Source organism: Leclercia sp. AS011, from assembly GCF_037152535.1.
Classification (GTDB): Bacteria; Pseudomonadota; Gammaproteobacteria; order Enterobacterales; family Enterobacteriaceae; genus Enterobacter.
Window position 1 is genome coordinate 1,631,291 of sequence record NZ_JBBCMA010000001.1, and the last position, 18,785, is coordinate 1,650,075.

General features: G+C 53.4%; 17 protein-coding genes and 4 pseudogenes. 8 read left to right on the forward strand and 13 right to left on the reverse strand.

All coding sequences use genetic code 11. The features are described from left to right. Window positions 1–52 precede the first annotated feature (52 nt). On the forward strand, window positions 53–1,339 hold the full coding sequence (locus WFO70_RS07670; protein WP_337015494.1) for a YeaH/YhbH family protein: 1,287 nt from the start codon (window positions 53–55) through the stop codon (window positions 1,337–1,339). A 52-nt stretch (window positions 1,340–1,391) separates the two neighbouring features. Here WFO70_RS07670 and WFO70_RS07675 read toward each other — a convergent pair whose 3' ends face one another. Beyond that, window positions 1,392–3,422: a TonB-dependent copper receptor gene (locus WFO70_RS07675; RefSeq protein ID WP_337015495.1), complete on the reverse strand. Its 2,031-nt coding sequence runs from the start codon at window positions 3,420–3,422 to the stop codon at window positions 1,392–1,394. A gap of 296 nt (window positions 3,423–3,718) precedes the next feature. On the opposite strand from WFO70_RS07675, the gene WFO70_RS07680 reads away from it, so the two are divergent. Next, complete coding sequence (locus tag WFO70_RS07680; protein WP_337015496.1) at window positions 3,719–4,165, forward strand: DUF441 domain-containing protein; 447 nt, start codon at window positions 3,719–3,721, stop codon at window positions 4,163–4,165. Here the strand turns inward: WFO70_RS07680 and WFO70_RS07685 are convergent. Beyond that, window positions 4,149–4,937 (reverse strand): AraC family transcriptional regulator, encoded by a 789-nt coding sequence (locus WFO70_RS07685; RefSeq protein ID WP_337015498.1) that lies wholly within the window; start codon window positions 4,935–4,937, stop codon window positions 4,149–4,151. The genes WFO70_RS07680 and WFO70_RS07685 overlap by 17 nt on opposite strands. A gap of 99 nt (window positions 4,938–5,036) precedes the next feature. Between WFO70_RS07685 and WFO70_RS07690 the strand changes: the two genes are divergently transcribed. Next, complete coding sequence (locus WFO70_RS07690) at window positions 5,037–6,239, forward strand: CynX/NimT family MFS transporter (RefSeq protein ID WP_337015500.1); 1,203 nt, start codon at window positions 5,037–5,039, stop codon at window positions 6,237–6,239. Here WFO70_RS07690 and WFO70_RS07695 read toward each other — a convergent pair. Continuing rightward, window positions 6,233–6,943: a CTP synthase C-terminal region-related (seleno)protein gene (locus tag WFO70_RS07695; protein ID WP_337015501.1), complete on the reverse strand. Its 711-nt coding sequence runs from the start codon at window positions 6,941–6,943 to the stop codon at window positions 6,233–6,235. The two genes, WFO70_RS07690 and WFO70_RS07695, sit on opposite strands and share 7 nt — an antisense overlap. A 147-nt stretch (window positions 6,944–7,090) precedes the next feature. Here WFO70_RS07695 and WFO70_RS07700 point away from each other — a divergent pair, with 147 nt between their 5' ends. Then, window positions 7,091–7,435: a DUF488 domain-containing protein gene (locus tag WFO70_RS07700; RefSeq protein ID WP_337015502.1), complete on the forward strand. Its 345-nt coding sequence runs from the start codon at window positions 7,091–7,093 to the stop codon at window positions 7,433–7,435. Window position 7,436: 1 nt separating this feature from the next. Here the strand turns inward: WFO70_RS07700 and WFO70_RS07705 are convergent, their stop codons facing one another. Further along, entirely contained in the window at window positions 7,437–7,742 is a 306-nt protein-coding gene (locus WFO70_RS07705) for a hypothetical protein (RefSeq protein WP_337015503.1), read from the reverse strand. 354 nt (window positions 7,743–8,096) lie between these two features. Here WFO70_RS07705 and WFO70_RS07710 point away from each other — a divergent pair, with 354 nt between their 5' ends. Next, the gene (locus tag WFO70_RS07710; RefSeq protein ID WP_337015504.1) at window positions 8,097–9,125 is read left to right on the forward strand and encodes a sensor domain-containing diguanylate cyclase; all 1,029 of its coding nucleotides are present in this window, start codon (window positions 8,097–8,099) and stop codon (window positions 9,123–9,125) included. 44 nt (window positions 9,126–9,169) lie between these two features. Beyond that, window positions 9,170–9,268, forward strand: a complete 99-nt coding sequence (locus tag WFO70_RS07715; protein WP_032617670.1) for a YoaK family small membrane protein — start codon at window positions 9,170–9,172, stop codon at window positions 9,266–9,268. Between the two features lie 127 nt (window positions 9,269–9,395). Here WFO70_RS07715 and WFO70_RS07720 read toward each other — a convergent pair whose 3' ends face one another. Then, window positions 9,396–9,644 carry a GlsB/YeaQ/YmgE family stress response membrane protein gene (locus tag WFO70_RS07720; RefSeq protein WP_032617669.1) on the reverse strand — a complete coding sequence of 83 codons (249 nt, stop codon included), beginning with the start codon at window positions 9,642–9,644 and terminating at the stop codon, window positions 9,396–9,398. Between the two features lie 363 nt (window positions 9,645–10,007). On the opposite strand from WFO70_RS07720, the gene yncL reads away from it, so the two are divergent. Further along, window positions 10,008–10,100, forward strand: a complete 93-nt coding sequence (gene yncL, locus WFO70_RS07725; protein ID WP_337015505.1) for a stress response membrane protein YncL — start codon at window positions 10,008–10,010, stop codon at window positions 10,098–10,100. Between the two features lie 468 nt (window positions 10,101–10,568). Here the strand turns inward: yncL and WFO70_RS07730 are convergent. Beyond that, a pseudogene (locus WFO70_RS07730) lies at window positions 10,569–11,777 on the reverse strand (MFS transporter); the annotation flags it as partial. 103 nt (window positions 11,778–11,880) lie between these two features. On the opposite strand from WFO70_RS07730, the gene WFO70_RS07735 reads away from it, so the two are divergent. After that, complete coding sequence (locus WFO70_RS07735; RefSeq protein WP_337015506.1) at window positions 11,881–12,795, forward strand: LysR family transcriptional regulator; 915 nt, start codon at window positions 11,881–11,883, stop codon at window positions 12,793–12,795. Between the two features lie 119 nt (window positions 12,796–12,914). On the opposite strand, the pseudogene WFO70_RS07740 reads toward WFO70_RS07735, so the two are convergent. The 7 genes and pseudogenes from WFO70_RS07740 to WFO70_RS07770 form a co-directional block, all read right to left on the reverse strand. Beyond that, window positions 12,915–13,085 (reverse strand): annotated as a pseudogene (locus WFO70_RS07740) (isocitrate/isopropylmalate family dehydrogenase); the annotation flags it as partial. Between the two features lie 327 nt (window positions 13,086–13,412). Beyond that, a pseudogene (locus WFO70_RS07745) lies at window positions 13,413–13,595 on the reverse strand (IS6 family transposase); the annotation flags it as partial. 80 nt (window positions 13,596–13,675) lie between these two features. Continuing rightward, complete coding sequence (locus WFO70_RS07750; RefSeq protein WP_337015507.1) at window positions 13,676–15,208, reverse strand: cyclic diguanylate phosphodiesterase; 1,533 nt, start codon at window positions 15,206–15,208, stop codon at window positions 13,676–13,678. 177 nt (window positions 15,209–15,385) lie between these two features. Beyond that, entirely contained in the window at window positions 15,386–15,706 is a 321-nt protein-coding gene (locus tag WFO70_RS07755) for a hypothetical protein (RefSeq protein WP_320457031.1), read from the reverse strand. Further along, complete coding sequence (locus WFO70_RS07760; RefSeq protein WP_156263614.1) at window positions 15,706–15,945, reverse strand: hypothetical protein; 240 nt, start codon at window positions 15,943–15,945, stop codon at window positions 15,706–15,708. Before WFO70_RS07760 ends, WFO70_RS07755 begins: the two co-directional genes overlap by 1 nt. A gap of 254 nt (window positions 15,946–16,199) precedes the next feature. Further along, window positions 16,200–16,652, reverse strand: a pseudogene (locus WFO70_RS07765) (phage tail fiber protein); the annotation flags it as partial. Window positions 16,653–17,111: 459 nt separating this feature from the next. Further along, on the reverse strand, window positions 17,112–18,773 hold the full coding sequence (locus WFO70_RS07770) for a phage head spike fiber domain-containing protein (RefSeq protein WP_337015508.1): 1,662 nt from the start codon (window positions 18,771–18,773) through the stop codon (window positions 17,112–17,114). Window positions 18,774–18,785: the final 12 nt, after the last annotated feature.

An 18,785-nucleotide genomic window follows, 5' to 3' on the forward strand; every position in this document is an offset into this window, starting at 1 on the left:
CATCCGGCTTTACGTCGCAGCATAAAGTTGGCAAATGCAGTACGGGGGGCATATGACCTGGTTTATTGACCGGCGTCTTAACGGCAAAAACAAGAGCACGGTGAATCGCCAGCGCTTCTTGCGTCGTTATAAATCGCAAATCAAACAGTCGATCTCCGAGGCCATTAACAAGCGTTCGGTGACCGACGTAGACAGTGGGGAGTCCGTTTCCATTCCGACGGACGACATTAGCGAACCGATGTTCCATCAGGGACGCGGCGGTTTGCGCCATCGCGTTCATCCCGGTAACGACCATTTCATTCAGAACGACCGCATCGAACGTCCACAGGGCGGTGGTGGCGGTGGTGGCGGCAGTGGTCAGGGTCAGGCCAGCCCGGACGGGGAAGGCCAGGATGAGTTTGTCTTTCAGATCTCCAAGGATGAGTATCTCGATCTGCTGTTTGAGGATTTGGCCCTGCCGAATCTTAAGAAAAATCAGCATCGCCAGTTAAATGAGTACAAAACGCACCGGGCCGGTTTCACCGCCAACGGCGTGCCGGCCAACATCAGCGTGGTGCGTTCATTGCAGAACTCGCTGGCGCGCCGCACCGCCATGACGGCAGGCAAAAAGCGCGAGCTTCGTGAGCTGGAAGCCAGCCTGGATAGCGTGATAAACAGCGAGCCCGCGCAGCTGCTGGAAGAGGAGCGTTTGCGCAAAGAGATCGCCGAACTGCGCGCCAAAATAGAGCGTGTGCCCTTTATCGACACCTTTGACCTGCGTTACAAGAATTACGAAAAACGTGCGGAGCCCTCCAGCCAGGCGGTCATGTTCTGCCTGATGGACGTCTCCGGCTCGATGGATCAGGCCACCAAGGATATGGCCAAGCGCTTTTATATTCTGCTCTATCTGTTCCTGAGCCGAACCTATAAGAACGTGGAGGTGGTCTATATTCGCCACCATACTCAGGCGAAAGAGGTGGACGAACATGAGTTCTTCTACTCGCAGGAGACGGGCGGCACCATCGTTTCCAGCGCCCTGAAGCTGATGGATGAAGTTGTGAAGGAGCGTTACGACCCGGCGCAGTGGAACATCTATGCAGCCCAGGCATCGGATGGTGATAACTGGGCGGATGATTCGCCGCTGTGCCATGAAATTCTGGCGAAAAAACTGCTCCCGGTGGTGCGTTACTACAGCTACATCGAGATCACCCGCCGCGCCCACCAGACGCTGTGGCGTGAGTATGAACATCTGCAGGCCATGTTTGATAACTTCGCGATGCAGCACATCCGCGATCAGGACGATATCTATCCGGTATTCAGAGAGCTGTTCCACAAGCAATCTGCCACCAGCAACAGCTAACGCCACCGCCGGTCACTGACCGGCGGTGTTACCTTCGTCTCAGACGAACCCCTCAGAAGGTCACATTCATTTTTGCCCAGACGGTGCGGCCAGGCTCATTCACCGGGGTATCAGAGGAGTAACCAAAGCTGCTGTTCCCCGCCAGGTTAAGGTGTTCGCTGTAGTCTTTGTCCAGCAGGTTATCGACGCCGGTACTCAGCTTCAGGAATTTATTCACCTTGTACGCCGCGTTGGCGGAGAGGATCGCAAACCCGGCGCTCTGATCAAAATCTTTCCCGACCACGTTCCCCTCGTTCATCGCCACCCGATGCTGCGGGCTGACCATGCGCAGCAGGCCAGTCGAACTCCAGTCGCCCTGCGCCCACGTCAGGCCAAGACGCGCCTCCAGCGGCGGCATCTGCGGCAGCGGCTGGCCATCGTCGGTGTTCTGCCCCCAGGCGTAGTTCAGGGTGGCGTCGGTTTTCCACTGGTCGCTCAGCTGATACGAGGCTCCCATCTCGCCGCCCATGATGGTGGCGTCCACGTTGTCGGCCTGGCTAACGTGGCTGTCGTCCGGATCGTAGATAAACAGGATGAAGTCGTTGATGCGCCCGACGTAGGCGGAGATCCACCCGGTGGTGCGTTCGCCTTTGTACTGGGCACCCACGTCGAGCTGGGTGGTTTTCTCCGGTTTCAGATGATCAAAGACGTCTGAAGTGCCATCCGGCCCGTAGGTTGGCGAGAAGAGTTCCCAGTAGTCGGGAAAACGCTCGGTATAGCCCAGCCCGGCGTAGACCATGGCCGGCATGCTGCCGAGGTTATGCTCCAGGCGCAGAAAACCCGCCGGGAGGGTCTCTTCCCGGCTGTCGCTGCCGATGCCGGTATAGTTATCCACCTCAACCTTATCCAGACGCGCGCCACCGATGACTTTGCTCAGATCGGTGGCATTCCACGTCAGCTCGCCAAATGTGCCGTAATCGTGGAAGCGGGCATCCTCCTGCCAGCCCTGGTCCTCGTCATCTTCGTTGCTGCGGTGGGTGTTGGTCTGCATGTCTACCCCGCTTTGCAACTGGAAATCTGACCACAGCCAGGTGCCCATTATCCTGCCGCCGACGGTACGGCGATCCACCTGTTTCTCCATCGGCATCGACATGTCCATCGAGCCCATCGGCATCCCGCCCATTGAGCCTGAATCCGGGGAGCGCATGGAGTAGTTATCCATGATGTGGTTGGCGTAGTTGTAGTAAAGGCTCATATCCAGCGAGTCGAAGACTTTACCGATATTCTGTTTCTTAAAGCGCAGGCCCAGGCTTTCACGCTTGAACTGGGAGCCGTCCATCCCGCGTCCGGCGTAGCTGGCGTCACCATTACCCTGCCCGGCAGTCAGCTCCAGCAGCGTGTCGGCATCCGGCGTCCAGCCGATAGCGACATCGGTGTTCCACTTGTCCCACTTCGAGGCCACGCGATCGCCATTGCCGTCTTTGTAATCACCGGACTTTGATTTATTGCCGTTGAGGCGCACATAGCCCTCATTGTTCCCAAAGCTGACGTCGGCGTTCTCATCAAAGCGATCGTTGGAGGCGGCGAGGAAGCTGGCATCGCCCTTGACGCCCGCGCTGTCAAAGCGTGGCGGTTCGCGGTCGAAGCGCACCGTTCCGGCAGAGTTACCCGGCCCCCAGAGTACGGTTTCCGGCCCTTTGGTCACGGTGAGCAGATCGTAGCTTTCCGGCGAGATGTACGAGCTGGGGGCATCCATGCGCGACGGACAGGCACCCAGCATCTCGCTGTCGTTGGTCAGCAGACGCAGTCGCGAGCCGAACATGCCGCGAAATACCGGGTCGCCGTTGCTGCCGCCGTTACGGATCTGGCTGAAGCCGGGAATGGTTTTCAGGTAATCGGAACCGTCGCTGGCCGGTACCGGCTGACGCGGCGTCTTTGGTGAAGTCACCACTTCCAGGGGAGAGAGCACCGGTGCCGTCACGGTGATCACGTCGCCGTCATTGAGCTGCGGCGCGGCGGTTTGCTCTGCGGCAAGCGCAGGGCAGGCGATCGCGACCAGCAGCGACCACGCCAGCGGATGGGGTAAAAATGTTGGTTTTTTCATTACGGTACCAGGCTAAAAGTGTCGGTGTGTACCGCTGCAAAGAACGAATCCCTTAGTTCAAAGAATGACCGTAACGAGCAGGCACATGTATCAGGGCAAAATTTTGCCGGGGTGCATGAGGGGCAACAACCTTTACCGAAGAGAATAAGACCTGCAGAAAGGGGTTGAAAATTTCGCCGCCGGTGAGTAGCGCCCTGGCAATACCGGGTCGCCTCAACTTTTTTTACCGATAACGCTTTTTAGCCTTCTGTAACGGCGTAAAGTAAGCAGGCTTACTTTTTTGCAAGGATAACAATATGTTTGACCCTACCCTGCTTATTCTTCTGGGCCTGGCGGCGCTGGGCTTTGTCAGCCATAACACCACGGTGGCGATCTCGATCCTGGTGCTGATCATCGTCCGGGTGACGCCTCTCAGCGGTTTCTTTCCGTGGATTGAAAAACAAGGCCTGACCGTCGGGATTATTATCCTCACCATCGGCGTGATGGCGCCGATCGCCAGCGGCACCCTGCCCGCCTCAACGCTGATCCACGCCTTTATGAACTGGAAATCGTTGATTGCCATTGCCGTAGGGGTGTTTGTGTCCTGGCTTGGCGGGCGCGGCGTCACGCTGATGAGCTCCCAGCCCAGCCTGGTGGCCGGCTTGCTGGTGGGCACGGTGCTGGGGGTGGCGCTGTTCCGCGGCGTGCCGGTCGGCCCGCTGATTGCCGCCGGGCTGGTGTCGCTGTTTATCGGGAAGTCGTAGCCAGACTGGCGATATAGCGCGCCGGGGTCTGGCCCAGCCCCTTTTTGAACATGGTGATAAAGGCGGTGGTGGAGTCATAGCCCAGACTGTGGGCTACCTGCTGCACCGACTGGCCGCGGATCAGCCCCTGCAGGGCCAGAATCAGCTGGAGCTGATGCCGCCAACGGCGAAAGCTGAGCCCGGTTTCACTCACCACCAGCCGGGCAAGGTTGCGCTCGCTCATCGCAAAATGGTGCGCCCACTGGTGCAGCGTCTGCCATTCGGCAGGTGATTCCGCCATCGTCTCGCTCATCTGACGAATTTTGGGGTGCGAGGAGACCGGAAGCTGCAGCTGCTCCTCGGGCTGGCGGGGCAGTTCATCAAACAGCACCTCCACCAGCCGCCGGGTGGCAGGCTCCTGCTGGCGGGGGCTGCGCTCCGCCAGAGTCAGGATTAACTCCCGCACCAGCGGAGAAATTTTTAGCGTGCAGCAGCGGTCCGGCAGCGTTACGGCCCCGGGCTCGATAAATAAAAAGCAGAGCCGGGCGCTGGGCGTGGCCTTATTGCTGTGTGGCAGCTGACCGGGGATCCAGACCGCAAACTGCGGCGGCACCATCCACATGGCATTCTCCACCTCACAGGTAATGGCCCCGTGCAGGGCCAGGATCAGCTGTCCCTTGCGGTGCTGATGCCGGGCAATGTGCTGCTCGTCTGCCACCACGTTGACGTTAAACGCCACCGCGGCGTCGTGCTGGCTGTCGGGATCGTACCCTTCAAGACCGAGTCCAGGCATAATGTTGTCCGATATTAGCGATAATCTGTCATTTTAGCTTGATTTCAACCGGCCTGAAAATGCGTATCCTGTAGCCTCATTTCGAGGTAAGAGAGAATAATGACCATAGCCCTTTCGACGACTGGCAAGCAGCGAGCGCTGCTGATTGCCGGGATCCTGCTGATTGCCACCTCGCTGCGGGTGACCTTTACCGGCGCAGCCCCGCTGCTGGATGCTATCCGCACGGATTATGCCCTGACAACCGCCCAGACCGGGCTGCTCACCACGCTCCCGCTGCTGGCTTTTGCGCTGATTTCGCCCCTGGCGGCCGGTCTGGCCCGCCGCATCGGGATGGAGCGCAGCCTGTTTATCGCCCTGCTGTTGATCATCGCCGGGATCGCCCTGCGCTCCCTCCCCTCAGCAGCGCTGCTGTTTGGCGGCACCGCGGTGATTGGCTGCGGCATTGCGCTCGGCAACGTGCTGCTGCCGGGGCTGATTAAGCGGGATTTCCCGGGTCAGGTGGCGAAACTGACCGGGGCATACTCCCTGACGATGGGGGCAGCCGCAGCGCTGGGTTCGGCGCTGGTGGTGCCCGTCGCCCTGAGCGGCGCAGGCTGGCACGGCGCGCTGTTGATGCTGATGGCGTTCCCGCTGCTGGCCCTGCTCCTGTGGCTGCCCCAGTGGCGTCAGCGCCCTGCCGGATCGCTCAGCGGCGCACGGGCGCTGCACAGCCGGGGCATCTGGCGCTCGGCGCTGGCCTGGCAGGTGACGCTGTTTTTGGGTATCAACTCGCTGATTTACTACGTGATTATCGGCTGGCTGCCGGCGATCCTGCAGAGCCACGGCTATAGCGAAACCGAAGCTGGCTCCCTGCACGGGCTGTTACAGCTGGCCACCGCCGCGCCGGGCATCCTGGTGCCGCTGGTCCTGCTTAAGCTCAAGGACCAACGTGGTGTGGCCGGACTGGCAGCGATGATGTGTGCGGTGAGCACCGCGGGGCTGTGGTTTATGCCGGATCTGGCGGTAATGTGGACGCTGATTTTTGGCTTTGGATCCGGGGCCACGATGATCCTCGGTCTGACCTTTATTGGCCTGCGCGCCAGCTCGGCTCATCAGGCCGCGGCCCTTTCCGGGATGGCGCAGTCGGTGGGCTATCTGCTGGCCGCCTGTGGGCCGCCTCTGATGGGTAAAATCCATGATGCCAACGGTGACTGGCGGATCCCGTTGCTGGCCTGCGGGCTGGTATCAGTGGTGATGGCCTTCTGCGGGATACTGGCCGGGCGTGACCGGGAGATCACGCCAGGCAAAGGCAGCACTCAGTAATTCTGTGCTGCGCGAAGCAGAGCGTGCACCAGCGGGGCCGGGCGTCCCGCCAGGGCGGCGCGCTCATGCTGGAACAGCGTGGCGACAAAGAACGGGTGCGTGACCAGCTCTACGGCACGGATCTCACCCTGCGCGTCCCAGCCGGTGACGCGCATATCGCCCTTCTCCAGCGCCTGCGCGAACTCAGGCGAGACGCCGTAATTGCAGTGGTAACCCTCTTCGATCTCTTCCTGACCATAGGCTTTGGCAATCAGGGTGTTGGCGCGCAGTTCAATCGCGTCGCTGACCTCGACCAGCGAGCAGGTCAGCGGAGCAATCACCATCCGGCCTTCGGTATCCGTCTCGGCGTGGGCTGCATCCTGCCAGCCCAGAACGTGACGGGCATATTCAATCAGCGCATGCTGGAAGCCACCGCAGGTGCCAAGAAACGGCACGCTGTTTTCCCGGGCGTAGCGCGCGGCAATAAACGCGGCTTGTGCATTTTTATAGGGACTGGCCGGAACCAGCCAGATAGCGTCATAGCCGACCAGGTCTTCCGGGCTGGTTAATTCGGTCGTCGCCAGCCAGTCGTAGTCGGCCGTGATATCCAGCACCGCGGCGGCATCATCAATGGCCAGAGGGATCGCCTGGTGGGCCAGAACGTCAGGATTGTAGTCGCCGACCAGCGCAATTCGGAGGGTATTTTTTACCGCAGAGAGTTCCATAGAGTGATCCTTATGCCAGACAAATATCAGATAACATAAGGCGCGTCAGACTACCGATCTTTCGTTGATATCACAACACCTTAAAATACGTGGGTGGAATGTGGTAGCGTTGAAGCGTTTTGTCGTGACGGGGAAAGGAGCAAAGCGATGATCCAGTGCAAACGACTGTATGACGAGGCCAGTAAAGAGGATGGCTACCGGATCCTGGTGGACCGGCTCTGGCCGCGGGGGATGAAAAAGGAGGCGTTAGCCTGCGACGAGTGGTGCAAAACCCTGACCCCGTCCAGCGACCTGCGTAAGGCATTTCACAGCGAAACGATCGACTTCGCCAGCTTTAGCGAGGCCTATCGCCAGGAGCTGGCTCAGCATCAGGACGAGGGGCTGCGGATTGCCCGTCTGGCGGACAAGCAGACCGTGACGCTGCTGTATGGTGCAAAGGACCGGGAGCAGAATCACGCTCTGGTATTAGCCGACTGGCTGCGCCAGCTTTAAATCAATCCAGCATCAGGGCGTCGAGAATTTCCGGTGCCTGTTCAGGCGTAAGCGGCATCAGGTGTTCCGGGCGTATAAACGCAAAGCCGTGCTGGCTGTCTACCGAAAACACATCGCCGGTCACCAGCCACAGGGCGCGCTCGGCCCCTGGCGGCAGCTCTGTCATCACCCCGTTGACCGGATTCAGGAAACGCTCTCCCGGTTGACAGAGGCTGAATAACTCAACGGATTTGCCGATATTGCGACGGCCTGCTGGCGTGCGGGCACCGATAATCATCGCCAGGCTGCCCGGATTTAACTGAAACATACTTCCTCGTAATTGGCTGCTGAATGCATAGGAATATTCTTAGTGCAGAGTGTATATCAGCCAACGGAGCCTGTCACCAGGGGGAAAGTGGTATCCTTTCTCCATGATTTCTTCATTATGACGACATCTTTCATTGCTAGAGTAGCGCTGTTCTCACATTGACCAGAGAACATCATTCCGTAATCAAGATGTCTTTTCCCCGGCCCGTGCCGGGGATTTTTTTACCCGCCAGAATTTGCTGTTCCTCGCCAGAATATATGAAATGTTGCAAATTCGTGTTCTACTACCCGCAGTCGAATCTTTCAGCAAAACAGTCAGGTACAGAGGTCATCTGTAGGGGAGTTGAGCAGCGTCATGTCGGATATTATTCTTGCCCGTGTTTCAGAAACGCTCAGCACTGAGCAATCGTTAGAGAGCCTGGTGCGTCAGCTGCTCGAAATGCTTGAAGTGGTCACCGACATGGAGTCGACCTACCTCACCAAAGTCGATATTAATGCCCGCCTGCAGCACATTCTGTACGCCCGAAACAGCCAACAGATGCAGATCCCGGAAGGTCTCAGCGTGCCCTGGGGCGAGACGCTGTGTAAACGCGCGATCGATTCCGACTGCTTTTACAGTGATAACGTGCCTCAACGCTGGGCAGATTGCGACGCGGCAAAAGCGCTGGGCATCACCACCTACATGAGCATTCCCATTCATCTGACGGATGGTTCCCTCTACGGTACCCTCTGCGCCGCCAGTTCCAGCAAACACCAACTGAGCGAGCGCGGCGAGCACGTCTTCAGGCTCTTCGCCGGGCTTATCGCCCAGTACATCGAGAAAGAGTCGCTGGTCAGGCAGTTGCGCGAAGCCAACGCCGCCCTGATTGCATACTCTTATACCGATGCCCTGACCGGCCTGCCGAACCGCCGCGCCATCTTCGAGAATCTCACCACCCTCTTCTCGCTGGCACGCCATCTGAAGCGCAACGCCATTATTGCCTACATTGACCTGGATGATTTTAAGCTGATTAACGATCGCTTTGGTCATGAGGCGGGCGATCGTTTTCTGATTGAGGTGGGCAAACGCCTGAACGACGGACGCGGCGATGAAGAGATTGTCGGCCGGCTCGGCGGGGACGAATTTCTGGTCGCCTGCCTTTGCCAGGATCGGGAGAGCGGCGAGCAAACGCCTTTAACCCTGGTAAAAACGCAGCTGAGCGCGCAGATTGCCGGTGAGTACTGGCTGGGCGATGTGCATCTGGTCTATCCGGGCGCCAGTCTGGGCGTGATTGAGGTGGACCCTGCCAAAATCGATGCCGACAGCGCGCTAAAGGCAGCCGATGCCGCTATGTACAGAGAGAAAAAAGGCAAATTCAAAACGCCCTTTCTCAATATCGATTAACCCCGTACACTCAACGGGTTTTTGCATTCAGGACAGGTGGTAGCATGCGGCTTGGTATTCTGTTCCCGATCGTGATTTTTATCACGGCGGTCATCTTTTTAACGTGGTTTTTTGTCGGCGGTTACGCTGCGCCCGGGGGATAAGTGAGAAAAACAACCATAATTATGCTGATTGTCGCCATCGCGGCCGTTGCCGGTAGCCAACTGGGCTGGTGGTAACGAATGCAAAAAGACCGCCACTGTGGGCGGTCTTTTTGTCTGAAGCGTCGGTTTAGCTTCTGACTTTACGGTAGATAAACAGCACCACCAGGGCACCGATTACGGCGACCATAAAGCTGCCGAAGTTGAAGCCATCCACTCTGCCGAAACCGAAGAGGGTACTGATCCAGCCGCCGACTACGGCACCGATGATCCCCAGTATGACCGTAACGATGAATCCACCGCCATCTTTGCCCGGCATGATCCACTTAGCCAGAATACCCGCGATAAGCCCAAAGATAATCCAGGATATGATTCCCATAACTGCTTTCCTCTCTGTATGGTTTTTGTCGTTAAATCAAATACACACAAAGCTTAGCACAAGATTCAGAATTGCAAGTTTGTGATAGCCATCACGAGGGAAATTTAAGAAAAAAGCGAGAAATGGTGGTTCCGCACAAAAATTGGGGTTGTAATCGTTAATGAGAAATATTATCTTTCTCAATACTGAATAGTTGAGCAAAACACTCAGGTATTCAGTACGACATTGCTCACATTGCTTCCAGTATTTCTTGCCCACGTTTCGTGGGCTTTTTTTTGCCCATCATGTTGTGATTTGACGTTCTGGATTTTGCTATTACGCTTATTAACACAATTCCAGTACAGCCATAATGGTATTGATAACATGAATGTTTCTAGTCGATTCGTGATCTGTATTAATCTTGTTTGTGCCAGTTCGTTGTTGATGCTTCTTTCTGACAAATTCAACTGGTTTTAATGTGGGCAGGCCCGGCATCTCGCCGGGTTCTTCTACTCAATCATCCCCTTCGTTCAAAAAACCGGCGCGGCGAATTTCCTCCCGGATCCCCATAAAAAAACGAGAGCGCTCAGGCTCCCGTTCATGTCTGACCCGCAGACCGGATCACAGGGTTTAGATTATCCTCAACTATTCGGTGGAGATAATTCAGATGCGGTTCGCAGAACAGTATTCCCTGTCTGGTGATGTTCCGGTTCACACCAGGCATTCATTAACTGCCTCAAAACGTAGATAAGCCCCGACACAATCAGAAGCGCGGATAAGGCTGTTAACAAAGCAATAATCATAAGAAACTCCATGTTCTCAGGTTTGTTTCTGGAAAATCTTAGAACATATTCTTCATTTGTCATCTGCCCGCGTGAATTTTCTCAAACAGACTGTCTGTTCTTTTGGGTCGAGTGTCCGCTCTGTGCTCAAACGAGCGTTATGCTCATCAGTGAAGCGAGGGCCAGACTGCAAACTACGTTTCGCCAGTTTCTTCTGCAGAAGGATAACGATTACAGGGAATCCGCAGGCAGAGATTGCACATACTGCCAGCAACGTGTTCACATTTTGTGAGCGCATGCCATGGTTAGGAAACAGATAAGAGGACAGGAAAAAGGCGACGGTTGTAATCAGATACATAATGGCTGTCTGTAATGAAGCGAACCCAGCCCGTTGCCTGTCATCAGGAAATTGAATCGTAACCGCCGCAGATGAAACCAGCCGACTGTAAGAGGCCCCAAGAAATAAAGTCATAAATAAAGCCGCATGCTGATAGCCGAGGGCGGGTATCAACAAACTCAGTATAAAGACCAGAGTTGAACCTGTAGCCAATATCAAAGCAGAAACACGCGTGGTTAATACGCCGGTCATTTTTGTCGACAGATAACCCGCCACACCCCCGCCGAAGAACAGCCAGGGCAACAAGTCTTGTGAAGCACTCATCCACTGGGTCATTAATGGCACCAGAACAGGAACGATCAGCATTGGGCTAAACTGCACAAGGGCATTACTGGAGGCGAACAGTACCGTATCCACATTGATAGACTGCATGCGGACGGGACCTGAAGAGGCTGGGGCCTGGGGGATGATGTAGATAATAAGAGGCAATGCCAACAAACAAAGCGCACTAATTAACCACAAAGCGACATACCAACCATAATGTGTACACAAAAATAACAGGGTGGGCATGCCTACAATACTTACCATCGAAAATGACGCAATCACCGTCGCCAGCATTTTCCCGCGTAAGTTAGCCGGTGCGTTATTTATTAATATACTTGTGCCTACCCCCATTGTCGTACCGCCCATTAACCCTGCACAGAATCGTAGTATTAGTAGAAGACCAAAACTGGTGATGAAGGTTGTTAAAACTGTCACCAGGCCTAATAAAGCCATATTAACGATTAAAAAACGTTTCTTATTGAAACGCTCAATCCAGTAAAAGGCGATAATTCCTGAAATAACAGCAGCAGCTGTGTACATCCCGGATACGTAGCCTGCGTATGAGACGGGAACCGCAAAATCTGCAGCCATAAAAGCAAAAACAGGGTTGAAAACCATATATTCCAGCGCATTAGTGAACTGGATAAAAGCCATTACCAGGGCTAAACGCATAAGGGCTTTATCATTAAATGTTTGTGGTACTGATGTCATAGCAAGCAACCTGAAGATGATAGATGCCTCAGCTTAACCGCTATCATTAGTGTTTATAACATGGTAAAAATGGCACTCATTATTATCATATATGGGATAATCAATGCGTCCGGCGTTAGATTTTAATACCCTCAAGGTTTTCATTGCTGTGGTTGAAAGAGAAAGCTTTGTTAAGGCCTCGAAAATCCTTGAAATGCCCACATCAAATGTGAGCCGTTGTATTGCTCAGCTAGAAGAAAAATTGAATCTTCAGCTTATTGAGCGCAGCACCCGACATATGAAACTCACCCAGTCGGGGCATCTACTCTATACCCGAGCTAAACCCTTACTGGAGGCGCTTGAGCAAACCGAGACAGAATTAACCTTGCGGCAAATGCAACTCAAGGGCCCATTGCGTATTTGCATTCCGAACGAAATAGGTCCTGCGCTGCTGGGCTCTGTTATTGCCGATTTCGCCTGTCAGCACCCTGATGTGGAAATCAGCTGTATCACCAATTTATCGGGATTTGAATCTCTACGAGATGACCTGGATTTAGCCATCATCATTACCCGTGGCCAGATGGATGACAGCGACTACATAGCCCGTCATCTGGCGACAATCCCTTGCACCATTGTTGCAGCACCCTCCGTCATTCAGCGTTATGGCCGGCCTACGCATATCCAGCAGTTTGAAGAATTACCCTGTATTACCACCGTAAGTGCACTGAAAGGAGCGCCCTGGCAGTTTGCCAATAAAAAAGGGGAATTCGAGACCATTAAGGTGAAAGGTCATTATCGGGTAAACAGCGGAGAGATGGCAGGAAGAGCGGCAATAGCAGGTGTCGGTTTTGCCATTCTTTCCAGACAAGCCTGCCAGCCTTTCATTAATGATGGGCGTTTAGTCGAAGTTGAGTTTGAACAAACGGCAGCCCCACTGCAATTGTTTGCAATTTATTCAGACCGGCGTTACTTACCCGCTAAAACCAGAGCGCTGATTGATTTCATGCATCAGGAATTGAGCAATAGAGCCACGCCCTGACGTTAATTTGTTACAGCCTTATCGTCCATAAACTGTCTTAGTTTTGCTAACCGTTCAAATCCTGATAATAAAAAACGGGAGCCATCAGGCTCCCGTTCTCATACAACCCGAAATCCGGATTACATATTCGCGATGATCGCGTCACCAAACTCTGAACATTTCAGCAGCTTAGCGCCTTCCATCAGACGTTCGAAATCGTAAGTTACGGTTTTGGCGTTAATCGCGCCTTCCATACCTTTAACGATCAGGTCTGCGGCTTCGAACCACTCCATATGACGCAGCAGTAGTTCCACGCAATCGTTGTAAGCCATTAATTTCCATACGAATGATAACACAAAAACAGATTTCATGGGTTGCTTGACCTGCTTTATAACCCTTTGTTTTTGCGATAAATGCTTAGAGTTTTGATAACCACTTTTAAAGGCTAAGAGTGCCTTACTCGCTCATAACTATTTGTCTGTTAAGTGCCAGAAACGGACGTTATAACGGTTGTGGAAATACTCTAATACCGTGTTCATTTTTAGTTGAACACTATAAAAAGACCTCAGTTGCAAACTGGATCGCAAACCGGGTGTTCTCATTGAAAAAAAAGACCTAATTCACAAGTACTTTGTTCACCGCCAGTACCCGTGCAGTCGCTTTTCCATTTCGGGAGCGTAACTCTGATCCAAGCGATAAATCGTAGTGTAGTCAACATTCACTCCACGCTCGGCTAACATTCCTACAGTGCACGATAGCTGATCCTGTAATTGCAGTACCAGCGAATAGCCCTGAAAATACCGGCCATGGAAAGGATTCATCTGTTTCTCCGGTGAGAAAACGAGGTTCCATGTTATCAAATGCGATACTGAATGATATTTGCAACCGTGCCGCATAACTCTCATGGCGACACCAGACTGAGAAATTCCTTCACTGGCATGGGCCTGCCATACAAATAACCTTGCAGGTAGGTCACTTTACGGGCTCTCAGGTAGGCAGACTGCTCTTCGTTCTCCACCCCTTCGGCCACTAGTTTAAGATCGAGCCTGGTTGCAAGGTCAATCACATTATCAACAAGATGGGCAGGGATCGCGTCAGTCCCAATCATGCTGACAAAGCTCTTATCAATTTTGAGAATATCGATCCTCAGGTTTTGCAGGTAACTCAGGCTGGAATTACCGGTTCCGAAGTCATCAATGGCAATAAGAACACCGAGCTTGTGCAGTTCTGCAATCAGTCTGTGAGTGACGTCATCCACTACGAGCAGTTCACGCTCGGTTAACTCCAGGACCAGTTTGATGGGATTTTCCCGAAAGCTTGCGATGAACTCACAACAATCCTCCACCAGGCTAAAGTCCCTGAAGTGCGCTGCACAGATATTGAAACCGAAATGGAAGTTCCTTGGTAACTGTTGTACACAGGGGGCAAACTGTTCCCGTACCTGAGTTATCAAATTCCGTGTCATAGGGATGATGAGACCACTGTGTTCCGCCATAGGGATGAAACGATCCGGTGATATCATACCTTGCCGGGGATGCTGCCAGCGCATCAGTACTTCACAGCCGGTCAACTGAGTATGATCTCCAGACACTACGGGCTGGATATAGGGAATAAACTCCTGGTGATCCAGTGCCCCGCGCAATTCTTGCTCAGGCGAGTGCATACGCCCCGATTTTCTGAACGCCCAGATACCAGATACCAGACCCAGGAGAGCCCATGCAATGAGGCTGAATTTTGAGAAGCGCCAGATATTATCTATGTAGTCAGCGGGATACAGGCGGGTAACGATGCGAAACGGGTAACGCGTTGATGGTTGCTCCATATAACCTGGCGTTTCAAGTGGGAATAACTGATCTGTGGGCGTTTTCCCGGCTTGCCATCGTTGTTTCCCCACAACGAGGCTCAGGGGGGTATTGGTGCTTAAATTATTGAGTTCGGAGAGTAACAGGTACCCATAAATTCGCACCGTTATACTGTCGTTGCCAACAACGTCACGGTAAATAACGATCGGCTGGTCCACTTTTACCCAGTTGCCCTTCATGAGAAAGAGCTGGCCTTTCGTATAATTATCAATGTTGATGCGTTCCTGATACGGGCCGTAGAGGGAAGAGCAATAGATGTTATTGCCATGGGCCAAAAGAATGCTTCGCACATCCGGTGAGATTGCCACCTGCGTCCTGAGTAGAGGCACAATATCGTTGCAGGGTTTTCCAAGGCTTTCCCTTACAGCAAGGGCCACCTGATGGGCGTTGTCCAGGGACGAGTCAATCCTTTGTTGTGCATTCCGCAACTGGGTCCAGGTTTCCTGCTGCGTATTCGAGACCGTCTGCCACAGTATAATGGCGGACCCAAACAGAATACACCCCAGACTAACCGCGATGGCGCTAAACAGACGGACCTTAAATTGATGCGTTTTTAAAGTATTAAACGGCATGACTAGCCTCGCTAACACTGAAATAATAATGATGACATTATCGGTTTTTGTCGCATTAAGGAATCGAAGCAACGAAAAGATAAAACTGTTTTACTGGCGACAGTCCGCTCCTTGCTCATAGCGGACATTAAACTCCTTAGGGAGGATCATCTGATCCCCCTTACTACGCACCGCTTCTTACACCGGGCAATTATCACCATCACCATCGACACTGTTGATAAAGTACGTCACCCTGCCCATAACTTCGACCTCTTCCGCCGCTGTCCCCTCGATCGCCTCGCCGTCATCAGTGATTAACGCCTTACCTCTGAAAATTGCGAACTGCGTCCTTCCAGCGCTGAGGATCAGCAGCACCTGCCCCTGTACCAGTCGGCTAACCGGTTCGACAACAGCAAAACCTGACGAAGTTTCCAGGATGCGGCTTTCGTTCGTAGTGCAGATACTCGCCGGGGATAAACGCTGCTCGACATAATCGGTTGCCGGAGATACGAAGCCCATCAATGAACCATCCCCATGTTGCGCAGGATCCAGTAGTGATTGTCGGTTCCGTCAGTTGTCTTATCCGTGAAGTCTGGCTGGTAGCGCTGTATCCACTCGTTGGCGTCGGCCCGGCTGAAATGCCAATGGACCTTTGCCAACTCGCGGATAAAGTCTTCAGTGCGCAAGCACCGGTAGCCCTTGGGGTTAAGCTGTATTGCGGCCACAAATGCGGCGTGAATGTCGGAACGGCGGGGCATGATGCGCACTCCTTTATGCTGTTTTTATATACAGTAATTTTAATGTGAGTGCAGATCAAGATAGGCTTGCCTATTGATAATTACTGCTGAACATCCGGCTGTTCGTCAGAATGGGCTGCAGCCTCCGCTTCTGCTCTTAGTCTTTCCTGTTCCGCTATTGCTTCAGCCTCCAGCTTGTCTTGCTCGGCTTTCGCGCGCGCCGCCTCCTCTTCTTCCAGCCTTTTGGCCTCATCACGTTCGGCCTGAATACGCGCCGCCTCTTCCAGCTTTTTGTTATAGATACTGTCAGCAGGCATCTCAACACGCACAGAAACGAACTGATCGGCAGGAATATCAATCGGGTCTCCCTCGATAAAACCTTCGCGTTCGTTGCGGGCGAAGGTCGGGGCTCCCGGGTGAGTGCGATGGTAGGTTTTCACCAGTACAGAACCGTCAGCATTCACTTCATAGTCAAGCCATACCAGCGGCTGTCTGTTGCGGTCTTTCGGGATGTCAAAGCCGCCATCTATACCACCCCACTCAGCATCGGCGTTCAGGCCCATGCAGCCGCTCACCAGATACTCACCAATACCCAGGCGCGCTACGACACACCCCTCTGATTCGTCATTGGTCTGTGCGGTGCCATCATGGAAGATCTGCACTATAGGCGATGCGCCTTTCAGCGTGCCGTCTGCCGCTTTGGTCGTGTTCGTGGTGGTGTAAACTTCGCACAGTTTCCCGTTCGTGCCAGCATCAGAAGAAAGTATACGCAAGTACATTCTCGGCGCGGTTGCAACAATGGTGGGAATGACAACCTGATAAACTGTGTTTGCATCAAAGGGGACGAGCAATACCGATGCGTTATCATCAATGCCGCCAAGCTTCATTTTAGATAGGTAAGTACCGAATCCCAGGCGCTGCTCCTGGTTTATGGCCTGGAGAACTGTAGTTCCCAGACCAAACGCGCCAACCTCCATTACATTACCAGACGTCGTCCCGACATCACGCTGCGCAGCTGATTTCAGTCCGGCGATGTCCGCAGCGGCCAGGCTGATTGTATCTGTTCTGTTTGCCATGTTGTGCTCCTTATGCCCACACCCGGTACGGGCTGTCAGGGAATACTGTGAAGGCGTCTAACGATGCCAGGACCAGCGAGTCGTCGGTGACGCGCAAATATAAATCTCTCATCAGCGGAGTCCTTTAATTTGATTGGGAGTCAACAGGCGATGCCATATACGGAAGTTACGGATGTGATAAATAACGTAGGAGTTACTTTGAATCCTTAGTGACGTTGCCGCTCCTGTCGCCACGGTTGGCCCCTGCGTTTTAGCATTACTGTTTCCGTTAAAATAAGCAGTAATGGTGTCTGTTACATCCTGTGATAAAGCGAAAATCTTTTGGCTAAATGGATAAGCAACCGAATTTCCGGCACCACTGGATCCACGGTACGAATACATCATCGAAGCGGTTAAGCGAGTGATGATATCGTTCCTTGCTCCAGGGCATGTGACAATATCTGCATAACCTACTGTCGGTTGTACGTATCTGTTAACTGAAAGTTCAAATGCAACCACCCGGTTGATTAAGTCCCCGGAAAGCCTGTAACCAACGTTACCGGATGCCTGAAGGTCAAGGGTATCAACGGTTCTCGTAGTGGCTGCTGAACCGGTTGGAATATAGCTGGTTGCGATTGGATTCTTTTCACATTGAATTGTCTGATAGTAAACGACAGACCCTACAGCCAGGTTTCCGGATGTACTGCTAAACCAGAAGCTTCCTGATACGTTACCAGCAGCTGTTGCAGTAAAAGTGACACTGATATAACTGTACCCATCCCCGCCGGGTGTAGTCGTATAAGTAACCCCTCCAGATGAAGTCAGAGCCGCCCCGGTTATACCGTCGAAGTAAGCTTCAGCCACTTGAGTACCGTCGAGGGTGAATCTAAGACGAAGCCTACCTAAGGAAGACTTAGCCCTGGCGGATAAAGTCACTGCATCACCAATTGCAACAGAGATATTTGAACTTGCGTGTAGCTGGGCAGAACCTGTTGCCGTGTTGATTGTCCCCTGGCATGTCACGGCTTGCGTTGAACCATCCGTGATGGTTAATTTATCAATTGTCCCGTTGTTACTCCATTTAGTCGGATCGTTGCTGTTTAAAATATAATTAACAGAAGCCCCCTCCATCAATAAACCCTCTCGCTCAAAGCGTGGTTCATTAATAGCGGCGGTCTGGAGAACACCAGATTTATCAATATACGTCGCCGTCGTCGACCGGGTAAAAGCTGCTGACTTTGTTGGTAGCTCCAGCACCTTCCCTGAAATAGTCAGCGTGTCATATGGTGCAAAACCTGCATCAAGTTTCAGGCTGTCATTTAGAGGCAGCCACACATCAGGGTATGGTGCCTCTTCATAAGGGACGGAAGTCAGCAGCTGCGCGGCGGCTAATGATGCTGCTGCGTTATTTTCGCTGGTTTTGGCGTTGGTTTCTGAGGTCTTTGCGTTCGTCTCAGACGTTTTGGCGTTGGTTTCAGAGGTCTTGGAGTTGGTCTCTGAGGTTTTGGCATTTGTCGCAGACGTTGCCGCAGCAGTTTTGGACGAGTTCGCGTTCGTCTCAGAGGTTTTAGCGTTTGTCGCAGACGTCGCAGCTGCCGCGGCGCTGGTCCCTGCCGCGTTCGCAGCGGTGATCAGCTTAGACCAGCTTGGCCCCGTTTTTTTCGAACCGTCTGCGAGGGTTACGGTAACATCGCCAGTACCCGCCAGGATCAGGTCCTGGTTGGCGATATCAGTTTGCGCCTGGCGAAAACCTTCTGTAACGGCTTTCGCCAAATCGTCATCAATAGTGGCCATTCGTGATGTCCT